Below are 14127 nucleotides of genomic sequence, written 5' to 3'. Positions count from 1 at the left end.
GGCCTTCGCCGGGGTGGGTATGGAAGGCGAGAGGGCCGCGCGGAGCAAATGAAACTGTCATCACCGCCCCTTGCGCGGTGCCGGCTTGCGCGAGCCGCTCTTGCGCGGCGCGGCCGAGGCGCCGCGATTGCGCCGTTCGCCCTTGCGTTCCTTGCGCACGGTCTTGGCATGCGCCTTGGCCTTCGCCTTTTGCGCGGCTTTGGTCGGCGGGGGCGGGGTGTCGAGCGGCATCATGTTGCCCGCGATCTGGTCGAAGCCCAGGCTGGCCAGGCTCTCGGCGAAATGGGTCGGCAGCTCGGCCTCGACATCGATCTTGCCGCCGTCGGGATGGTCGACTGCGATGCGCCGCGAATGGAGATGCATCTTGCGGCTGATGCCGCCGGTCAGGAACGCCTCCGGCCCGCCATATTTGCCGTCGCCGACGATCGGATGCCCGATCGCCGCCATATGGACGCGGAGCTGATGGGTGCGCCCGGTGAAGGGCTGCAACTCTACCCAGGCGGCGCGATTGCCGGCGCGCTCGATGACGCGATAGCGCGACCGGGCGGGCTGGCCCTCGGCCTCGTCGACATGCATCTTCTCGCCGCCGGTGCCGGGCTGCTTGGCGATCGGCAGCTCGATCATGCCGTCCTCGATCGAGGGGACGCCGACGACCAGCGCCCAATAGACCTTCTTCGCGGTGCGGCCCGAGAACGCCTTGGCGAAGAACGCCGCCGCGCGCGCGGTGCGTGCCACCAGCAAGGCGCCGGACGTGTCCTTGTCGAGGCGGTGGACGAGCTTGGGCCGTCCCTCATTGTCGAACTGCAGCGCGTCGAGCAGGCCGTCGACATGCTGGACGGTCTTGGTGCCGCCCTGGGTGGCGAGACCCGGCGGCTTGTTGAGCACGAAGGCCTGCGGGTCCTGGTGGATCACCAACTCGCGCGCGAACGCGATCTCGTCGTCGGTCAGCGGCGCCCGCTCGCGCTTGGGCTTGCCGGCGACCGGGACCGGCTCGGGCGGCGGAAAGCGCAGCGTCTGGCCGGCGACGATGCGGTCGCCCGGCGCCGCGCGCGCGCCGTCGACGCGGAGCTGGCCGGTCCGTGCCCATTTGGCGACAATGGTGAAGCTGGTGTCGGGCAAATGTCGCTTGAACCAGCGGTCGAGCCGGATGCCGTCGTCGTCGGGCGCGACGGTGAAGGTGCGGACTTCGCTCATGCCGCCACCGCGCGGACGAGGTGGAGTCCGGCGAACAAGGCGAGTACCGACCCGACCACGGACACCAGGGCGTAGAGCAGCGCGGTGGTCCATTGGCCACGCTCGATCATCAGTATCGCGTCGAGCGAGAAGGAAGAGAAAGTGGTGAAGCCGCCGAGGGCGCCGATGCCGAGCAGCAGCCGCGTATGCTCGCTGCCGCCGGTCCGTGCGAGGATGCCGGCGAGCAGACCCATCAGGAATCCGCCGATCAGGTTCACCGCGAGCGTTCCCCAGGGATAATTCGGCCCCAGCCAGCCGAGCGCCAGCTTGCCGACCCCGTAGCGCGCCGCGCTGCCGACGGCGCCCCCGGCCATGACGAGAAGGAAGTTCATTCGGGCGCTGTAGCCGGAGGAGGGCGCTGGGACAAACGACGGTTTGGGCGGGCGCCGCTTCCCTCCGTCACCCCGGACTTGTTCCGGGGTCCAGCCCCCCTCATGGAATCCATCCGTCGTCGCACCTTGGATGCCGAAACAAGTCCGGCATGACGGATCATGGGAAGCGGTCGGTGGCGCTGGGCCCTGGCCTTCGTTGGGCGATCGCCACGGAGTGGCGATCGGGTTCAGCATCGACGCGAACGGCGTGACCCTTGCTGTCCGTTATCGGGAGGGTGAGCTCGCGTCGATGCTGAACGGTCTAAAGTAACGAGATCGCGATCAGTTCCCGTTGTTCGCGACTAAATCGACTTCGGTCCTGCCGTCGCCGCGCTTTTCCAGATAGATGACATAGGCGCCGCCGTCCTTGCCACGCACGCCGCCGAGCACGTGCTGACCGCCATCGGCCTGATGCTCGGCCGTATAGCCCGCGGCGGTGACGCGACCATAATACCAGTCGATGACGTTCTGGATCGACGCGCCGGTCGAAAAGCTGACCACGCGCAATGAGCAGCCGCCGTCGGTCGCGCCCGCCGCCTCGTCGACGCGGGCGTCCGGATAGAGCGGTAGGTCGGCGGGCAGGCGCTCGACCCAGGCGGTCGAATAGCGCAGCCCGCGCGCGCAGCCCGAAGTGCGCTTGTCGGCCTGGCGCCGCGCCAGCGCGCCGAGCGTGACCGAATCGCGCTTGATCTTGCATTGCGGGCAATCGCCCGACGGCGCCGGGGTGGGCTTGCTGCCGCCGCTCGACGAGCCGGTGCCGTCGGCCAGCGTAGCGCTCTCGGCCTTGGACGGCGCCACCGAATCGGGCGGGGTCGCGCCAGAATAGGGCTGTTGCGGCGGGCGCACCGCGTCGTTGTTGGCCTGGCCGGTCAGCGCCGGGTCGACCATGATCTGGTCCTGCAGCGCGCTCATCATCGCGGGATCGCGGCTGTTGCCCGTGGTGTTCCCGCCGGCCAGCTCGGCGTCGAGCGAATCGATGTTGCTGTCGGCGGCCGGCTTCGACCCGCATGCCGCGAGGGCGAGGGGGGCCAGCGTCCAGGCCAGATTGCGTAAGGTGATCGCCACCCGAAAACTCCGATCGGTCCAGCCTCCGCCATGCACCGCGAGTGGTTAAGAAACGGACTATGATGTCGAACGAGCCTTGCGCTCGCGGTGTATTGCTTACATATGACGCACATGTTCAACGTGATCTCGATCGTCATCGGCGTGATCCTGCTGGTCGTCACGCTCGTCGCCCTCGTTCCGTTCCTGGGCTGGCTCAACTGGCTCGGCCTGGTGATCGGCGCGATCGGCCTGGTGTTCGGCGCATTGTCCAGGAACAAGGCCGGGCTGGTCTTCAATCTCGTGCTGATGGCGGTTGCCGCGTTTCGCCTGTTCCTCGGCGGCGGTATCCTGTAAGACGTTCCCGCGCGCCCGTCCGCTAGAGGCGGGAAGCAAGAGGGGACGTCACATGCGCTACCGTTACGGGGTTGCTGTCGCGTTGCTGGGGCTGGCCGCCCCGGCTTATGCCGAAGCCCTGGACTTCATCCTGACCAACAATACCGGGAAGGAAATCACGCTGGTCGAGCTGTCGCCGGTCGGCGCCGGCCAGTGGCAAAAGAACAAGGTCGATGAGGGCGAAAAGCCCAAAAGCATCAAGGCCGGCGGCCGTTCGACGATTCATTTCGACAAGAACGGCACTCAGTGCAAATGGGAGGTCAAGGCGACCTTCGCCGACAACAGCTCGGTCATCTTCCCTGCGGTCAATGTCTGCGACGATTCGTTCGTGGTGCTGAGCTTCAAGGGCGCGACGCCGATTTCGGTCGGCAGCTGAAGTGGTCGCCGTTCAATGAAACGAGGGCCCGGCTGGCGCCGGACCCTCGCATTCTCCTCGCCTGAACGATCGAGCTTTTAGCGGCATTGCACCTGGCCGCGGTCGATCGAGGCGCCGAGCGCCGCGCCACCGGCGACGCCGAGCAGCGTGCCGAACGTGGCCGAACGACCGTCGGACAAGGCGTTGCCGAGCAGGCCGCCGAGCGCCGCGCCGACCACCAGGCCGGTGGTGCCGTCCGAACGGCGGCAATAATAGCGACCGTTGCTGCCGCGATAGATGCGATCGTTGCGGCTCAGCCGATAGGGACGATAATAGCGGCCGTCACGATAGTAGCGGTCGGCGTAATAATAGCGCTGCCCCGGCTCCATCCGGTTCCAGTCGTACGAGCGATACCGGCGCCAGTCGCGCGTGTCCTTGCGATAGTCCTTGCGGGCATCACGGATTTCCTCGGCGCGTTCGCGGTTGGCACGGCGCACGTCGCGCACGCTGTCGGCATGGCGCAGATCCTTGCGATAGTCCTTGTTCGCGTCGCGCACTTCCTTGCGATATTCCTTACCCGCCTTGTACGGGGTTTCCTGCGCGGTCGCCGCCATCGGAGCGATCGTCACGGTCGTAGCCAGGGCGGCCAACATCAGCCGTCGCATCGTCATTCTCCCTTCAATTTTCGGGTGCCGCTAGAACCCCCGGGACCCGCCGGAAGTTGCGTGAACGCGAAACTACCTCTCGTTCATCCGCGCGACAGGAAAGGCGATGAATCTATGCGGAGCCGCCGTTAAGGCTGGCCGTTAAGGCTGTGGGTCAGCGTGATCTCGGCGTTCAACACTTTCGATACCGGGCAATTGGCTTTGGCGTCCGCGGCGATCCGCGCGAATTGCGCTTCGTCGATTCCTTCGATCCGGGCGGTCAGCGTCAGGTCGGAGCGGGTGATCGCGAAGCCCTCGCCCTGCTTGTCGAGCGTCACCTTGGCGACGGTGTCGAGCGTGCCGTCGTTGAACCCCTCGCGGGCGAGCGCGAAGCTCAGCGCCATCGTGAAGCAACTGGCATGCGCCGCCGCGATCAGCTCTTCCGGATTGGTGCCGGGCTCGTCGCCGAAGCGCGTCCCGAAGCCGTATTTCTGGTCGTCGAGGACTCCCGACTGGGTCGAGACGTGCCCGACGCCGTCCTTGCCGAAGCCTTCATATTTAGCCGAGCCGCTGCGCGTGGGCATGATGGTATCCCCATAGAAGACAGGGCGCGGTCCGGATGGACCGCGCCCCGATGAAAGCCGATTGGCTTAGCGGCAACGCCGCTTTGCCGTGATCGTCTTGTCGATCGCCTGGCCGCCGAACGCGCCGGCGACACCGCCGACGATCGTGCCCAGCGTTTTGTCGCCGCGGCCGGCGATGCCATGGCCCACCAGCGCACCGGTCACGCCGCCGACCACCAGGCCGGTGGTGCCGTTCGAGCGGCGGCAATAGGTGCGGCCGTCGCGACCGCGCCATTCGCGATATTGATAATGTTTCCGGGCCTCGGCCGGGCTGGTCGGAATCATCACGGTGGTGGCGACCATCGAAGCGGCGCTCAGGGCGAGTAGTACCTTACGCATGTTGTTTTCCCTTTTCCCTTGCGTGTGGATCAATGCCGGGAGCGTAACGTTCTGGCGACGATCCGGTTGCATGGTGTGCCGAATCCGCGACGAATCGAACGCGCGAAACTTTATGTCGCGTTGATCCCCAACTGTGCACGTTATCCACGTTATCCACAGGGTCGAAGCGGCGTTTCTTGCTTGGTGCGACTCGGCTTTGGTGACAGCATCATGACATCGAGACCGAGAGCGGTTCACCGAGAAATCGGAAGAAAGTTCAAGGACTTGGTCTTCGAAAAGGTCGACCGATCCGCAAGGTGAGGACGACGGTTTCGAAGTAGGAACGGCAGCCCCCGCTGCGTTCGACAGGAGCGTGCAAGCGCGAGTGCCGGACAAAGCAAACTGACGTTCCGAAACGCGGGCAGGAGGCCTTCGGGCCGAATGATCGCGGGTCGCAGCGGAACGCCGCTCGTCGAGCCGGGCAACCGGGGAGAAGGGAAGGGCAACGCGGCGACGAACGAAGACGGGATGCTTCGGCATCGTTTCTTCGTAGGCCGCCGGTGGCCGGGAATGCTGAGACTCTTCGGATGATCGCGCCCGGCCCCGACGACCGACCCGGAATGTTCTGGTGGGCCTTCGGGCCAAACCGAGCGGAACGGGAGCGATGCCAGGGTGGCTTTCGGGCAGGCCGGGCGGAGCAAGCCGGGAAGGGCGAAATGCCTTCGGGCGGTTCGACCGGAACGGTCGCGAAGCGAGGAACGTCGCAAGACGATCCGAACGGAGCGAAATGCGACATTTCAGGGATTTTCGAATCTTTGAGGTGGAGCAAGCCGAGATGGACGAAGTGCCTTCGGGTGGTTCGGCCGGAACGGTGCGAAGCGAAAGAGCGTCGCAAGACGGTCGAGCCTAGCAAAGCGCAAGATTCCATTGGTCTTCGGACCCGCGGGGTGGAGCGAAACCGCGAAACTTGGCGCCGTCTTCGGACAGCACGAGCGTAGCGAGCCGCCGAAACCAGAAAGCGCGGCATGAGCTTCGGCTGATGCGAGCGGATCGAAGTCCGGCGACAGGGGAGTCGGTGGCAACACCGGCTCCCCAATTGCATTTGGCCAATTGGGTTTGGGGGGACTGAAGCGCCGCTGCTAGGCTATCGCCATGATTTTCGCGCTAGCGCTTCTCGCCAGTTCCAGCCCCGTTGCCCATTTCAGGCACGACCTCCATAGTTGCGGCATCGACGACGCGAGGGCGATCGTGGAGCACGACGAGGGACCGGAAGATCGGGAGGCAGGTATTGCCGGTTCCGCGCCGGTATCGGACGCCCAGATGAAATGCATCGCCGCAGCCGCCGCGCAGCGCGAGTATTTTGTCGAATTTGCCGATCCGGCACTCAGCAAGCGGTTCATCGAGCTGACGATCGCAGAGCAGCGGGAAAGCGGGCGCAAGATCGCGCGCGAGTGGCTGGCGCAACACCATCTCCTCGACAAGCTGCCGGTCCTTGCTCCTGACGAAGACCTCGCATCTTTTGCCGTTCGCATGGAGAACTTCTGCGGATTCGCGCCCCATACCGGATTGCAACTGCTCGGTCCGAAATCTGTAACGCTCGCAGGACAGGCCAGGCCCGATGCTGCGAAAGTGGAGTGTCTTGTGTTGGCATTCGGTGCGACCGACCTCCGAGAAGGCATGTCCTTCGGGCTCATCGGCAATGAAACCTATCAGCCGTCCGATCCTTGATATTGCCAAGCGTCGGTGACGGCTTAAGCCGGCCTTATGCTGCCCCACACTCCGCAATGGCTTCCGGTTCTCGCGCCATGGCTGGACCTCGCGGGGCTTGTCGTGTTCGCCGCTTCGGGTGCCTTGGCGGCCGCCAAGCGCGGACAGACAATGGTCACGCTCTGCTTCTTCGCGCTCGTCACCGGCGTCGGCGGCGGCACCGTGCGCGATCTGCTGATCGGTGCGCCGGTGTTCTGGATCCACGACAGCCGCGCGGCAGCGGCCTGCCTGATCGTCGCGTTCGCGGTGTGGCTGACGCCGGCGCGATGGTGGCGAGGCGCGGCGCTCGACTGGTTCGATGCGGTCGGGCTCGCCGCTTATGCGGTGTTCGGCGCGGCCAAGGCGATCGGCTTCGGCGTGCCCCCGGTGCCGGCGGCGCTGATGGGCGTGGTGACCGCCTGCGTCGGCGGTATCATCCGCGACGTGCTGGCGGGCGAGCCGTCGATCATCATGCGCCCGGAGATCTATGTCACCGCCGCGGGGCTGGCGTCGGGTTCCTATGTCGCGCTGGGCCTGCTCGGCGTGCCCTTGCCGGTCGCCGCGGCGATCGCGGCCGTCGCCGGGTTCAGCCTGCGGGCGGCCGCGCTCCATTGGAAACTCGCCTTGCCGGCTTACCGCAAGAATAGCGCCCGTTAGCCGCGCACCGCCTCGCGCGGGGCGAAGCGCCATCCGGTGACGAACGCCAGCGCCGCGAGCACGAGCATGGCGCCGGCGAAGATCTCGCTCGCCGCGACCGGCCCGACCGCGGCGCTGACCATCGCGACGCCGATCACCGGGAGCGCGTTGCCGATGAAGCAGATCACCAGATAGACCGACACCAGGCCGGCGCGGCAATCGGCGGGGGCGATCATGCTCACGATCTCGAGACTCGAGCGATAGCCGAGCGCCAGCGCGATTCCGCCGCAACTGGTCGCGGCGATCAGCAGCGCTAGGCTGCGATCGGCTTGGGCGAGGACGAGCAGGCCGAGCGCGGGAGCGATCGTCGCCAGCGAAGCGAGCATCCCGATGCGGCTGTCCAGGCGCCGCGTCGTGAGCATCACCGCCGCCGCGACGGCGAACAATTCGGCCAGGATGGCGCCGCCGATCACGGGGCTGGCGAGATGCATCGCCTGGCGCAGGATCGACGGAAGCAGGGCGGCATAGAAGCCGACGAAGGCGAAATTGGCGAACGACGTCACCGCCGGCGCGACGAACGCCGCTCGCGTCCCGGTGGGCAAGGCGAATTGCGGACGGAACAGGCCGGGCTCGATCGGGCGTGGGACGACCGTCTCCTTCGAGCGCAACACCAGCACGCCGACCAGCACGATCACGGCGCCATAGAGCAGGAAGGGCAGGGTGAGCGGCGCCGGGGCGTAGCTGGCGAGCAGGCCGGCGGCCAGGGGCCCGATCCCGATCCCCGCCATGTTCGCCTGCGTCGCGAGCAGGCTGGCGCGCGGGCGGTCGTCGGGCTGGAGGTCGACCAGCCAGGCGGCGCCGGTGCCCGACGCCAGCCCGACCGCGAGCCCGCTGACGACGCGTCCGGCGAACAGCCAGGCGGTGCCCTTCGCGGCCAGGAAGATCACCGCCGCCACCAGGCACAGGCCGGTCGCCGCGAAGGCGATCGGCCGTCGTCCGATGCGATCCGACAGGCGCCCGAGGAACAGCAGCGCAACCAGATTGCCGATGACATAAGCGGCATAGACGATGGTCAGCGCCACGCCCGAAAACCCGAATCTCGCCTGATAAAAGGCGTAGAGCGGGGTGATCATCGTGCTGCCGGCGAAGCCGAGCGCGATCAGCCCGGTCGCGGCGAGCATGCCCCGTCCGGGGTGATTGTGAACGGCCTGGCTCATGACCGGCCAAGGTAGGAAGCCGCGCCGGCAGGGACAATTTGGTCCGGGCCGAACCGTCCCGGCGTTACCTCAGCGGATCAGCCCGACCTCGCTGAAGGGCTTGGGCTCGACCGGCGGGATCGTCGCGTCGTTGAGCTCGCGCTGCCAGAAGCCGATGTCGATCCAGCGGCCCTGCTTGAACCCCAGTTCGCGCAACACGCCCTGACGGCGGAAGCCGGACGCTTCGTGCAGGCCGATCGAATAATCGTTGGGCAGCGAGATCACGCTGATCGCCTGGACGAAACCCTGCGCGCGCAAGGTGTTGATGAGCGCCGGATACAGCAATTTGCCGACGCCCTGGCCCTGCACCGCGCCGGACACGTAGATCGAGGTCTCGACGACGTAGCGATAGGCGGGGCGCTCGCGGAACTTGGTGGCATAGGCATAGGCCAGGACGGCATCGCCATCCTCCTCGCCATTGGTCGCCACGATCCACGGATAGAGCCCGTCGCTCGCCGTCATGCGGTTGCGCATGGCGCGGGTATCGGGTGCCTCGGTCTCGAACGAGACCGTGCCGGTCAACACATAGGGAGCGTAGATCGCGGCGATCGACGCGGCATCCTCGGGCCGCGCGGGGCGCAGTGCGATCATTGCCAGATCGCCTTTATCAGCATCTGCGCCAGCGTGCGGTCGTCGGCGGGTGCCCGCGCGTCGGAGAAACCCGCGCATTCGAGGCAACGCGCCTGGACCGAACTGGCGCTAGCCAGCCTTTTGGCGTCGCCCAGCGCGCGCGCCAGCACATCCTGGCGCTCGGCGGCGAGCGTCGCGAACAGGTCGCCCGACCGCGTATCGTCGGTGGCGCTGGTGTCGTCGTCATTGTCGGCGAAACCCGCCACCAGTTTGGCGAACCAGCCGGGCTGCTTTTCCAGATAGACGCGCTGGACGTTCTTGGGATCGATCCCGGCGCGCCTGGCGGCTTCCGCCACGGCGTCGTCGAGCGTGCCGAAGCGATCGACCAAGCCGATCTGGCGCGCGGTGCCGCCGTCCCAGACCCGGCCCTGGCCGATCTCGTCGACGCGCTGCGGCGTCAGCTTGCGGGCGGCGGCGACGCGCGCGACGAACTCGGCATAGCCGTGCTCGATCGATCCCTGGAGGATGGCATCGACCTGCGGGTTGGTGCCGCCATAGATGTCGGGCTGGCCCGACAGCGGCGTGGTCTTCACGCCGTCGGTGGTGATGCCGAGCTTCTTCAGCGAATTCTCGAAGGTCGGGATGATGCCGAAGATGCCGATCGAGCCGGTGATCGTATTGGGCTCGGCGTACACCACGTCGCCCGCGGTCGACACCCAATAGCCGCCCGACGCGGCGAGCCCGCCCATCGACACGACGATCGGCAGCTTCTGCGCCTTGGCCTCGAGCACCGCCTTGCGGATCGTTTCCGACGCCAGCGCCGAGCCGCCGGGGGAATCGATGCGCACGACCAGCGCCTTCAGATCCTTCTTGGCGAGGCCGTCGAGCACTGCCTTGGAGATGGTGTCACCGCCCGCGGTGCCGGGGCCGGCCTTGCCGTCGACGATGTCGCCCGCGACCGTCACGATGCCGATCTTGTCGCCGGAGGTCGACATCGGGTGCGCCGCGACGAAATCGTCATATTTGATCGTGGCGAAGCTGCCTGCGACCTTCTTGGGACCGTCCCCGGCGAGTTGCGCGACACGCTTGCCGAAGGCGAGGCGGTCGCCCAGCTTGTCGACCAGCCCGGCCGACAGGTTCGCCTGAGCGATATCGCCCTTGGCGGCGGTGATCGGCTGGTCGGGTGCGGTCAGGAAGGTGTCGATCTGCGCCTTGGGCCGCGCCTTGTGGATCAGGCCCTTCCACTGGTCGAAGATCGAGGCGTAGAGCGCGGTCAGCGCTTCCTTGGCCTCGGGCGATTGCGCGTCGCGGGTATAGGGTTCGACGTACGACTTGAACTTGCCGACGCGATAGACGTGGACGTTGACGCCGAGCTTGTCGATCAGCCCCTTGTAATAGAGCTGGTTGCCGCCCGGGCCCATGAACAGGCTGCCGCCCATCGGGTTGAGCCAGATCTCGCTGGCGTTGGCGGCGAGCAGGTAGCTGCCGTCGGTATAAGCGGTGGCGTAAGCGAGCACCGGCTTGCCCGACGCCTTGACCCGGCCGAGCGCGTTGGCGACTTCGGTCACCGCGGCGGGATAGCCGCCGCCATAGCCGTCGAGGTCGAGCACCACGACCTTGACGCGGGCATCGTCCCTGGCGGCGTCGATCGCGCGCACCAGGTCGCGCAAGCGGAATTGATGGCGCGGACTGTCGCCCTGCATCGCGGAGAAGGCGCTGACGCTGGCGGGCTGTTCGACGATCGGCCCGTTGAGCTTGAGCAGCAACGCACCGTCGCGCACCGCGCTATTGGGCTTGGCCGACAGTGCGGCGAACAGCATCCCGAAGAACAACAGCATGAAGACCAGGACCAGGCCGTCCTTGATGCCGACCAGGATCTTCCAGGCGCCGCGTACCAGTTTCACGTCGATCGTCTCCCCCGCTGCGTGATGCAGCGTGTAGCAAAGCCGCCCTAGCCGCAAGTGTGATGGTTGAGCAATACGCGTTTGGCCTGAAGCCGTTCCAGGCGAGTGGCGCTTGCGCTCGCCAGTCCCAGCCGTCACCCCGGCCTTGTGCGGGGGTCCACTTTTCCACACCCGCGCTGAGGCGTTGTTGCGCAGTGGATGCCGGGCCGAGCCCGGCATGACGGATCGGACGTCGATAACGACTGATAAGGCCCCTCGGGCGCGGTTCCGCTTTCGCTCAAACGCCGGACAGGAACGGCTGGGAGTGGCCGTCCCGCCAATTCTCCGCTAACGCCCCGTGCCCATGTCCGCGTCAGCCGCCCCCATGCCGCTGGCCGGCCCCGCACCTGCTTCGGCGCGCGCCGAGCTGAGTGCCCTGCTGCGCCTGTCCGGGCCGCTGGTCGGCGCCAATCTGCTGCAGATGGGCGTCTACGCCGTCGACGTGATGTTCGTCGCGCGGCTCAACGCGATCGATTTCGCGGCGGCGACGCTGGGCGTGTTCCTGTTCAGCCTGATCATGTGGGCGTTGATCGGCTTCACCGGCGCGTGCGCGCCGATCGTCGCCGCCGAGCTCGGCGCGCGGGCGCATGCGGTGCGCCAGGTGCGGCGCTCGTTCCGCATGGCGATGTGGCTGGGGCTGATCAGCGGGCTGTTCTTCATGGGCGTGCTGGCGTTCGGCGAGAAGATCCTGCTGCTGCTCGGTCAGGATCCGCGCGTCGCGGCGCGGACCGGCGTGTTCCTCGACATCCTGCTGTTCGTGATGGTGCCCAATATCTGGGCCGGCGTGATGCGCACCGTCGCCGCCGCGCTGGGCCGGCCGGGCTGGGCGATGCTGGTGACCGCGGGCGCGCTGGGCATGGGCGCGCTGGGCAATTGGCTGTTGGTGTTCGGCCATGGCGGCTTCCCGGCGCTCGGATTGCAGGGGTCGGCGATCGCCAGCCTGGTCACCGCGATTGCGATGATGCTGGCCTATGCCGCGATCCTGGCGTTCGACCGCAAGCTGCGCCGCTATCGCCTGTTCGGCAAATGGTGGCTGCCGCACTGGACCCGGATGGGCGAGATCGCGCGGCTCGGCGCGCCGATCGCGCTGACGTTCTCGCTCGAAGGCGGATTGTTCGGCGGTGCCGCGTTCCTGATGGGGCTGATCGGAGTGACCGAGGTCGCCGCGCACGCCATCGCGCTCAACATCGCCGCGCTCGCTTTCCAGGTGCCGTTCGGGATCGCGCAGGCCGCGACGATCCGCGTCGGCATGGCCTACGGCGCGCGCGACGGGACCTGGATCGCGCGCGCCGGCTGGGCGTCGATCGTCACCGGGACCAGTTTCATGCTGCTGACCGCAACCACGATCTGGGTCGCACCCAAGCTGATCGTCAGCATCTATGTCGATGTCGACGATCCCGCCCGGGCAGCCGAGGTCGCGTTGGCGATCCAATATCTCGCGGTCGCGGCGATGTTCCAATTGTTCGACGGTGCCCAGGCGGTGGCGGCAGGTGCGCTGCGCGGGCTGCAGGATACGCGCGTGCCGATGATCGTCGCCGCGTTCGGTTATTGGGTGGCGGGGTTCGGCACCGCGATCCTGCTGGGCTTTCACTGGCATTGGCAAGGCGTCGGGATCTGGGTCGGCCTCGCCGTCGGGCTGCTGGTGGTCTCGGCACTTCTGGTCACGCGCTGGTCGCTGCGCGAGCGGCTGGGACTGGTGCCGTCGCCGGCCTGACGGAGCACTCCATCGCGGGTTCGGGTAGGCCCGACGCAGGCGATGGAAAAAGAATATCCCGCGCCCGTTGACGAGTTGGAACGCCAGACACATATGGCGCGCGTTGGCACTCGGGGGAATCGAGTGCTAAACAGCATTTTCACTCTGCTTGAGGGACTCACGCAAATGAACTTTCGTCCGTTGCATGACCGCGTCCTCGTCCGCCGTGTAGAGGCGGAAGAGAAGACCGCGGGCGGGATCATCATCCCCGACACCGCCAAGGAAAAGCCGCAGGAAGGCGAAGTCGTCGCCGCCGGCACCGGCATCAAGGGCGAGGACGGCAAGGTCACGCCGCTCGATGTCAAGGCCGGCGACCGCATCCTGTTCGGCAAATGGTCGGGCACCGAGGTCAAGCTCAAGGGCGAAGACCTGCTGATCATGAAGGAAAGCGACATTCTCGGGATCGTCGGCTGACGATCCGTCATCCCAGCGAAAGCTAGGATCTCCAGCCTCAAACGCGGCGTGAGCCGCACCAGACCCCAGCGTTCGCTGGGGTGACGAACCAGAAGGAACAGCCAACATGGCAGCCAAGGACGTGAAATTTTCGCGGGACGCGCGTGAGCGCATCCTGAAGGGCGTCGACATCCTCGCCGATGCGGTCAAGGTCACCTTGGGCCCGAAGGGCCGCAACGTCGTGATCGAGAAGAGCTTCGGCGCGCCGCGCATCACCAAGGACGGCGTCACCGTCGCCAAGGAAATCGAACTCAAGGACAAGTTCGAGAACATGGGCGCGCAGATGATCCGTGAGGTCGCGTCGAAGACCAACGATCTCGCCGGCGACGGCACCACCACCGCCACCGTGCTCGCCCAGGCGATCGTCCGTGAGGGCATGAAGTCGGTTGCGGCCGGCATGAACCCGATGGACCTGAAGCGCGGCATCGATCTCGCCGTCGGCAAGGTCGTCGAGGACGTGAAGTCGCGCTCGAAGCCGGTCGCCGGCTCGAACGAGATCGCCCAGGTCGGCATCATCTCGGCCAATGGCGACACCGTCGTCGGTGAGAAGATCGCCGAGGCGATGGACAAGGTCGGCAAGGAAGGCGTGATCACCGTCGAAGAGGCGAAGGGTCTCGAATTCGAGCTCGACGTCGTCGAGGGCATGCAGTTCGATCGCGGCTATCTGTCGCCGTACTTCATCACCAACCCGGAGAAGATGACGGTCGAACTCAACGACCCGTACATCCTGATCCACGAGAAGAAGCTGTCGAACCTGCAGGCGATGCTCCCGATCCTGGAAGCGGTCGT

At 66.6% G+C, this 14127-nt stretch carries 16 protein-coding genes; 7 read left to right on the top strand and 9 right to left on the bottom strand.

Features of this window, described 5'->3' with window-relative positions; all coding sequences use genetic code 11:
- Positions 1-60: 60 nt before the first annotated feature.
- The 3 genes from ACTHJR_RS06875 to ACTHJR_RS06865 all read right to left on the bottom strand — a co-directional run bounded on the left by ACTHJR_RS06875 (position 61) and on the right by ACTHJR_RS06865 (position 2669).
- Positions 61-1194 (bottom strand): RluA family pseudouridine synthase, encoded by a 1134-nt coding sequence (locus ACTHJR_RS06875; protein WP_440522385.1) that lies wholly within the window; start codon positions 1192-1194, stop codon positions 61-63.
- A complete protein-coding gene (gene crcB, locus ACTHJR_RS06870; RefSeq protein WP_440522384.1) occupies positions 1191-1565 on the bottom strand; it encodes a fluoride efflux transporter CrcB in 375 nt (124 codons plus the stop codon). The genes ACTHJR_RS06875 and crcB overlap by 4 nt, the downstream gene beginning before the upstream one ends.
- A 321-nt stretch (positions 1566-1886) precedes the next feature.
- Entirely contained in the window at positions 1887-2669 is a 783-nt protein-coding gene (locus ACTHJR_RS06865; protein ID WP_440522383.1) for a hypothetical protein, read from the bottom strand.
- 111 nt (positions 2670-2780) lie between these two features.
- On the opposite strand from ACTHJR_RS06865, the gene ACTHJR_RS06860 reads away from it, so the two are divergent.
- Together ACTHJR_RS06860 and ACTHJR_RS06855 are read left to right on the top strand one after the other, a co-directional pair.
- Positions 2781-3002 carry a hypothetical protein gene (locus ACTHJR_RS06860; protein WP_440522382.1) on the top strand — a complete coding sequence of 74 codons (222 nt, stop codon included), beginning with the start codon at positions 2781-2783 and terminating at the stop codon, positions 3000-3002.
- A gap of 52 nt (positions 3003-3054) precedes the next feature.
- Positions 3055-3417: a hypothetical protein gene (locus ACTHJR_RS06855; RefSeq protein ID WP_440522381.1), complete on the top strand. Its 363-nt coding sequence runs from the start codon at positions 3055-3057 to the stop codon at positions 3415-3417.
- Between the two features lie 77 nt (positions 3418-3494).
- Here the strand turns inward: ACTHJR_RS06855 and ACTHJR_RS06850 are convergent, their stop codons facing one another.
- From ACTHJR_RS06850 to ACTHJR_RS06840, 3 genes are all read right to left on the bottom strand, one after another.
- Complete coding sequence (locus ACTHJR_RS06850; RefSeq protein ID WP_440522380.1) at positions 3495-4061, bottom strand: glycine zipper 2TM domain-containing protein; 567 nt, start codon at positions 4059-4061, stop codon at positions 3495-3497.
- A 128-nt stretch (positions 4062-4189) separates the two neighbouring features.
- The gene (locus ACTHJR_RS06845; RefSeq protein ID WP_440522379.1) at positions 4190-4624 is read right to left on the bottom strand and encodes an OsmC family protein; all 435 of its coding nucleotides are present in this window, start codon (positions 4622-4624) and stop codon (positions 4190-4192) included.
- A 66-nt stretch (positions 4625-4690) separates the two neighbouring features.
- Entirely contained in the window at positions 4691-5002 is a 312-nt protein-coding gene (locus ACTHJR_RS06840; protein ID WP_440522378.1) for a glycine zipper 2TM domain-containing protein, read from the bottom strand.
- Between the two features lie 1131 nt (positions 5003-6133).
- Here ACTHJR_RS06840 and ACTHJR_RS06835 point away from each other — a divergent pair.
- Both ACTHJR_RS06835 and ACTHJR_RS06830 read left to right on the top strand, forming a co-directional pair.
- Entirely contained in the window at positions 6134-6709 is a 576-nt protein-coding gene (locus ACTHJR_RS06835; RefSeq protein WP_440522377.1) for a hypothetical protein, read from the top strand.
- A 36-nt stretch (positions 6710-6745) separates the two neighbouring features.
- Complete coding sequence (locus ACTHJR_RS06830) at positions 6746-7384, top strand: trimeric intracellular cation channel family protein (RefSeq protein ID WP_440522376.1); 639 nt, start codon at positions 6746-6748, stop codon at positions 7382-7384.
- On the opposite strand, the gene ACTHJR_RS06825 is transcribed toward ACTHJR_RS06830, so the two are convergent.
- From ACTHJR_RS06825 to sppA, 3 genes are all read right to left on the bottom strand, one after another.
- Complete coding sequence (locus ACTHJR_RS06825; protein ID WP_440522375.1) at positions 7381-8580, bottom strand: MFS transporter; 1200 nt, start codon at positions 8578-8580, stop codon at positions 7381-7383. The genes ACTHJR_RS06830 and ACTHJR_RS06825 overlap by 4 nt on opposite strands.
- A gap of 69 nt (positions 8581-8649) precedes the next feature.
- Positions 8650-9210, bottom strand: coding sequence for an N-acetyltransferase family protein (locus ACTHJR_RS06820; RefSeq protein WP_440522374.1), 561 nt, complete (start codon positions 9208-9210; stop codon positions 8650-8652).
- The gene (gene sppA, locus ACTHJR_RS06815; protein WP_440522386.1) at positions 9207-11093 is read right to left on the bottom strand and encodes a signal peptide peptidase SppA; all 1887 of its coding nucleotides are present in this window, start codon (positions 11091-11093) and stop codon (positions 9207-9209) included. The genes ACTHJR_RS06820 and sppA overlap by 4 nt, the downstream gene beginning before the upstream one ends.
- A 364-nt stretch (positions 11094-11457) precedes the next feature.
- On the opposite strand from sppA, the gene ACTHJR_RS06810 reads away from it, so the two are divergent.
- From ACTHJR_RS06810 to groEL, 3 genes are all read left to right on the top strand, one after another.
- A complete protein-coding gene (locus ACTHJR_RS06810) occupies positions 11458-12846 on the top strand; it encodes an MATE family efflux transporter (protein WP_440522373.1) in 1389 nt (462 codons plus the stop codon).
- Between the two features lie 165 nt (positions 12847-13011).
- Positions 13012-13299: a co-chaperone GroES gene (groES, locus tag ACTHJR_RS06805; RefSeq protein ID WP_440522372.1), complete on the top strand. Its 288-nt coding sequence runs from the start codon at positions 13012-13014 to the stop codon at positions 13297-13299.
- A 106-nt stretch (positions 13300-13405) separates the two neighbouring features.
- Positions 13406-14127 (top strand): chaperonin GroEL (gene groEL / locus ACTHJR_RS06800; RefSeq protein WP_440522371.1); only part of this gene is annotated, 722 nt, incomplete at its 3' end.

This window comes from Sphingomonas sp., from assembly GCF_051962185.1.
GTDB lineage: Bacteria > Pseudomonadota > Alphaproteobacteria > Sphingomonadales > Sphingomonadaceae > Sphingomonas.
The sequence above is the reverse complement of the archived record's forward strand: the minus strand, read 5'-3'. Positions and strand labels throughout refer to the sequence as shown.

Bases quoted from the DNA above. Each gene is read 5' to 3' on its own strand.
- ACTHJR_RS06840 (WP_440522378.1), bottom strand. From the start codon at position 5,002: ATGCGTAAGGTACTACTCGCCCTGAGCGCCGCTTCGATGGTCGCCACC.
- ACTHJR_RS06845 (WP_440522379.1), bottom strand. From the start codon at position 4,624: ATGCCCACGCGCAGCGGCTCGGCTAAATATGAAGGCTTCGGCAAGGAC.
- ACTHJR_RS06825 (WP_440522375.1), bottom strand. From the start codon at position 8,580: ATGAGCCAGGCCGTTCACAATCACCCCGGACGGGGCATGCTCGCCGCG.
- ACTHJR_RS06855 (WP_440522381.1), top strand. From the start codon at position 3,055: ATGCGCTACCGTTACGGGGTTGCTGTCGCGTTGCTGGGGCTGGCCGCC.
- ACTHJR_RS06830 (WP_440522376.1), top strand. From the start codon at position 6,746: ATGCTGCCCCACACTCCGCAATGGCTTCCGGTTCTCGCGCCATGGCTG.
- ACTHJR_RS06875 (WP_440522385.1), bottom strand. From the start codon at position 1,194: ATGAGCGAAGTCCGCACCTTCACCGTCGCGCCCGACGACGACGGCATC.
- crcB (WP_440522384.1), bottom strand. From the start codon at position 1,565: ATGAACTTCCTTCTCGTCATGGCCGGGGGCGCCGTCGGCAGCGCGGCG.
- ACTHJR_RS06860 (WP_440522382.1), top strand. From the start codon at position 2,781: ATGTTCAACGTGATCTCGATCGTCATCGGCGTGATCCTGCTGGTCGTC.
- ACTHJR_RS06850 (WP_440522380.1), bottom strand. From the start codon at position 4,061: ATGCGACGGCTGATGTTGGCCGCCCTGGCTACGACCGTGACGATCGCT.
- ACTHJR_RS06810 (WP_440522373.1), top strand. From the start codon at position 11,458: ATGCCGCTGGCCGGCCCCGCACCTGCTTCGGCGCGCGCCGAGCTGAGT.
- groES (WP_440522372.1), top strand. From the start codon at position 13,012: ATGAACTTTCGTCCGTTGCATGACCGCGTCCTCGTCCGCCGTGTAGAG.
- ACTHJR_RS06820 (WP_440522374.1), bottom strand. From the start codon at position 9,210: ATGATCGCACTGCGCCCCGCGCGGCCCGAGGATGCCGCGTCGATCGCC.
- ACTHJR_RS06835 (WP_440522377.1), top strand. From the start codon at position 6,134: ATGATTTTCGCGCTAGCGCTTCTCGCCAGTTCCAGCCCCGTTGCCCAT.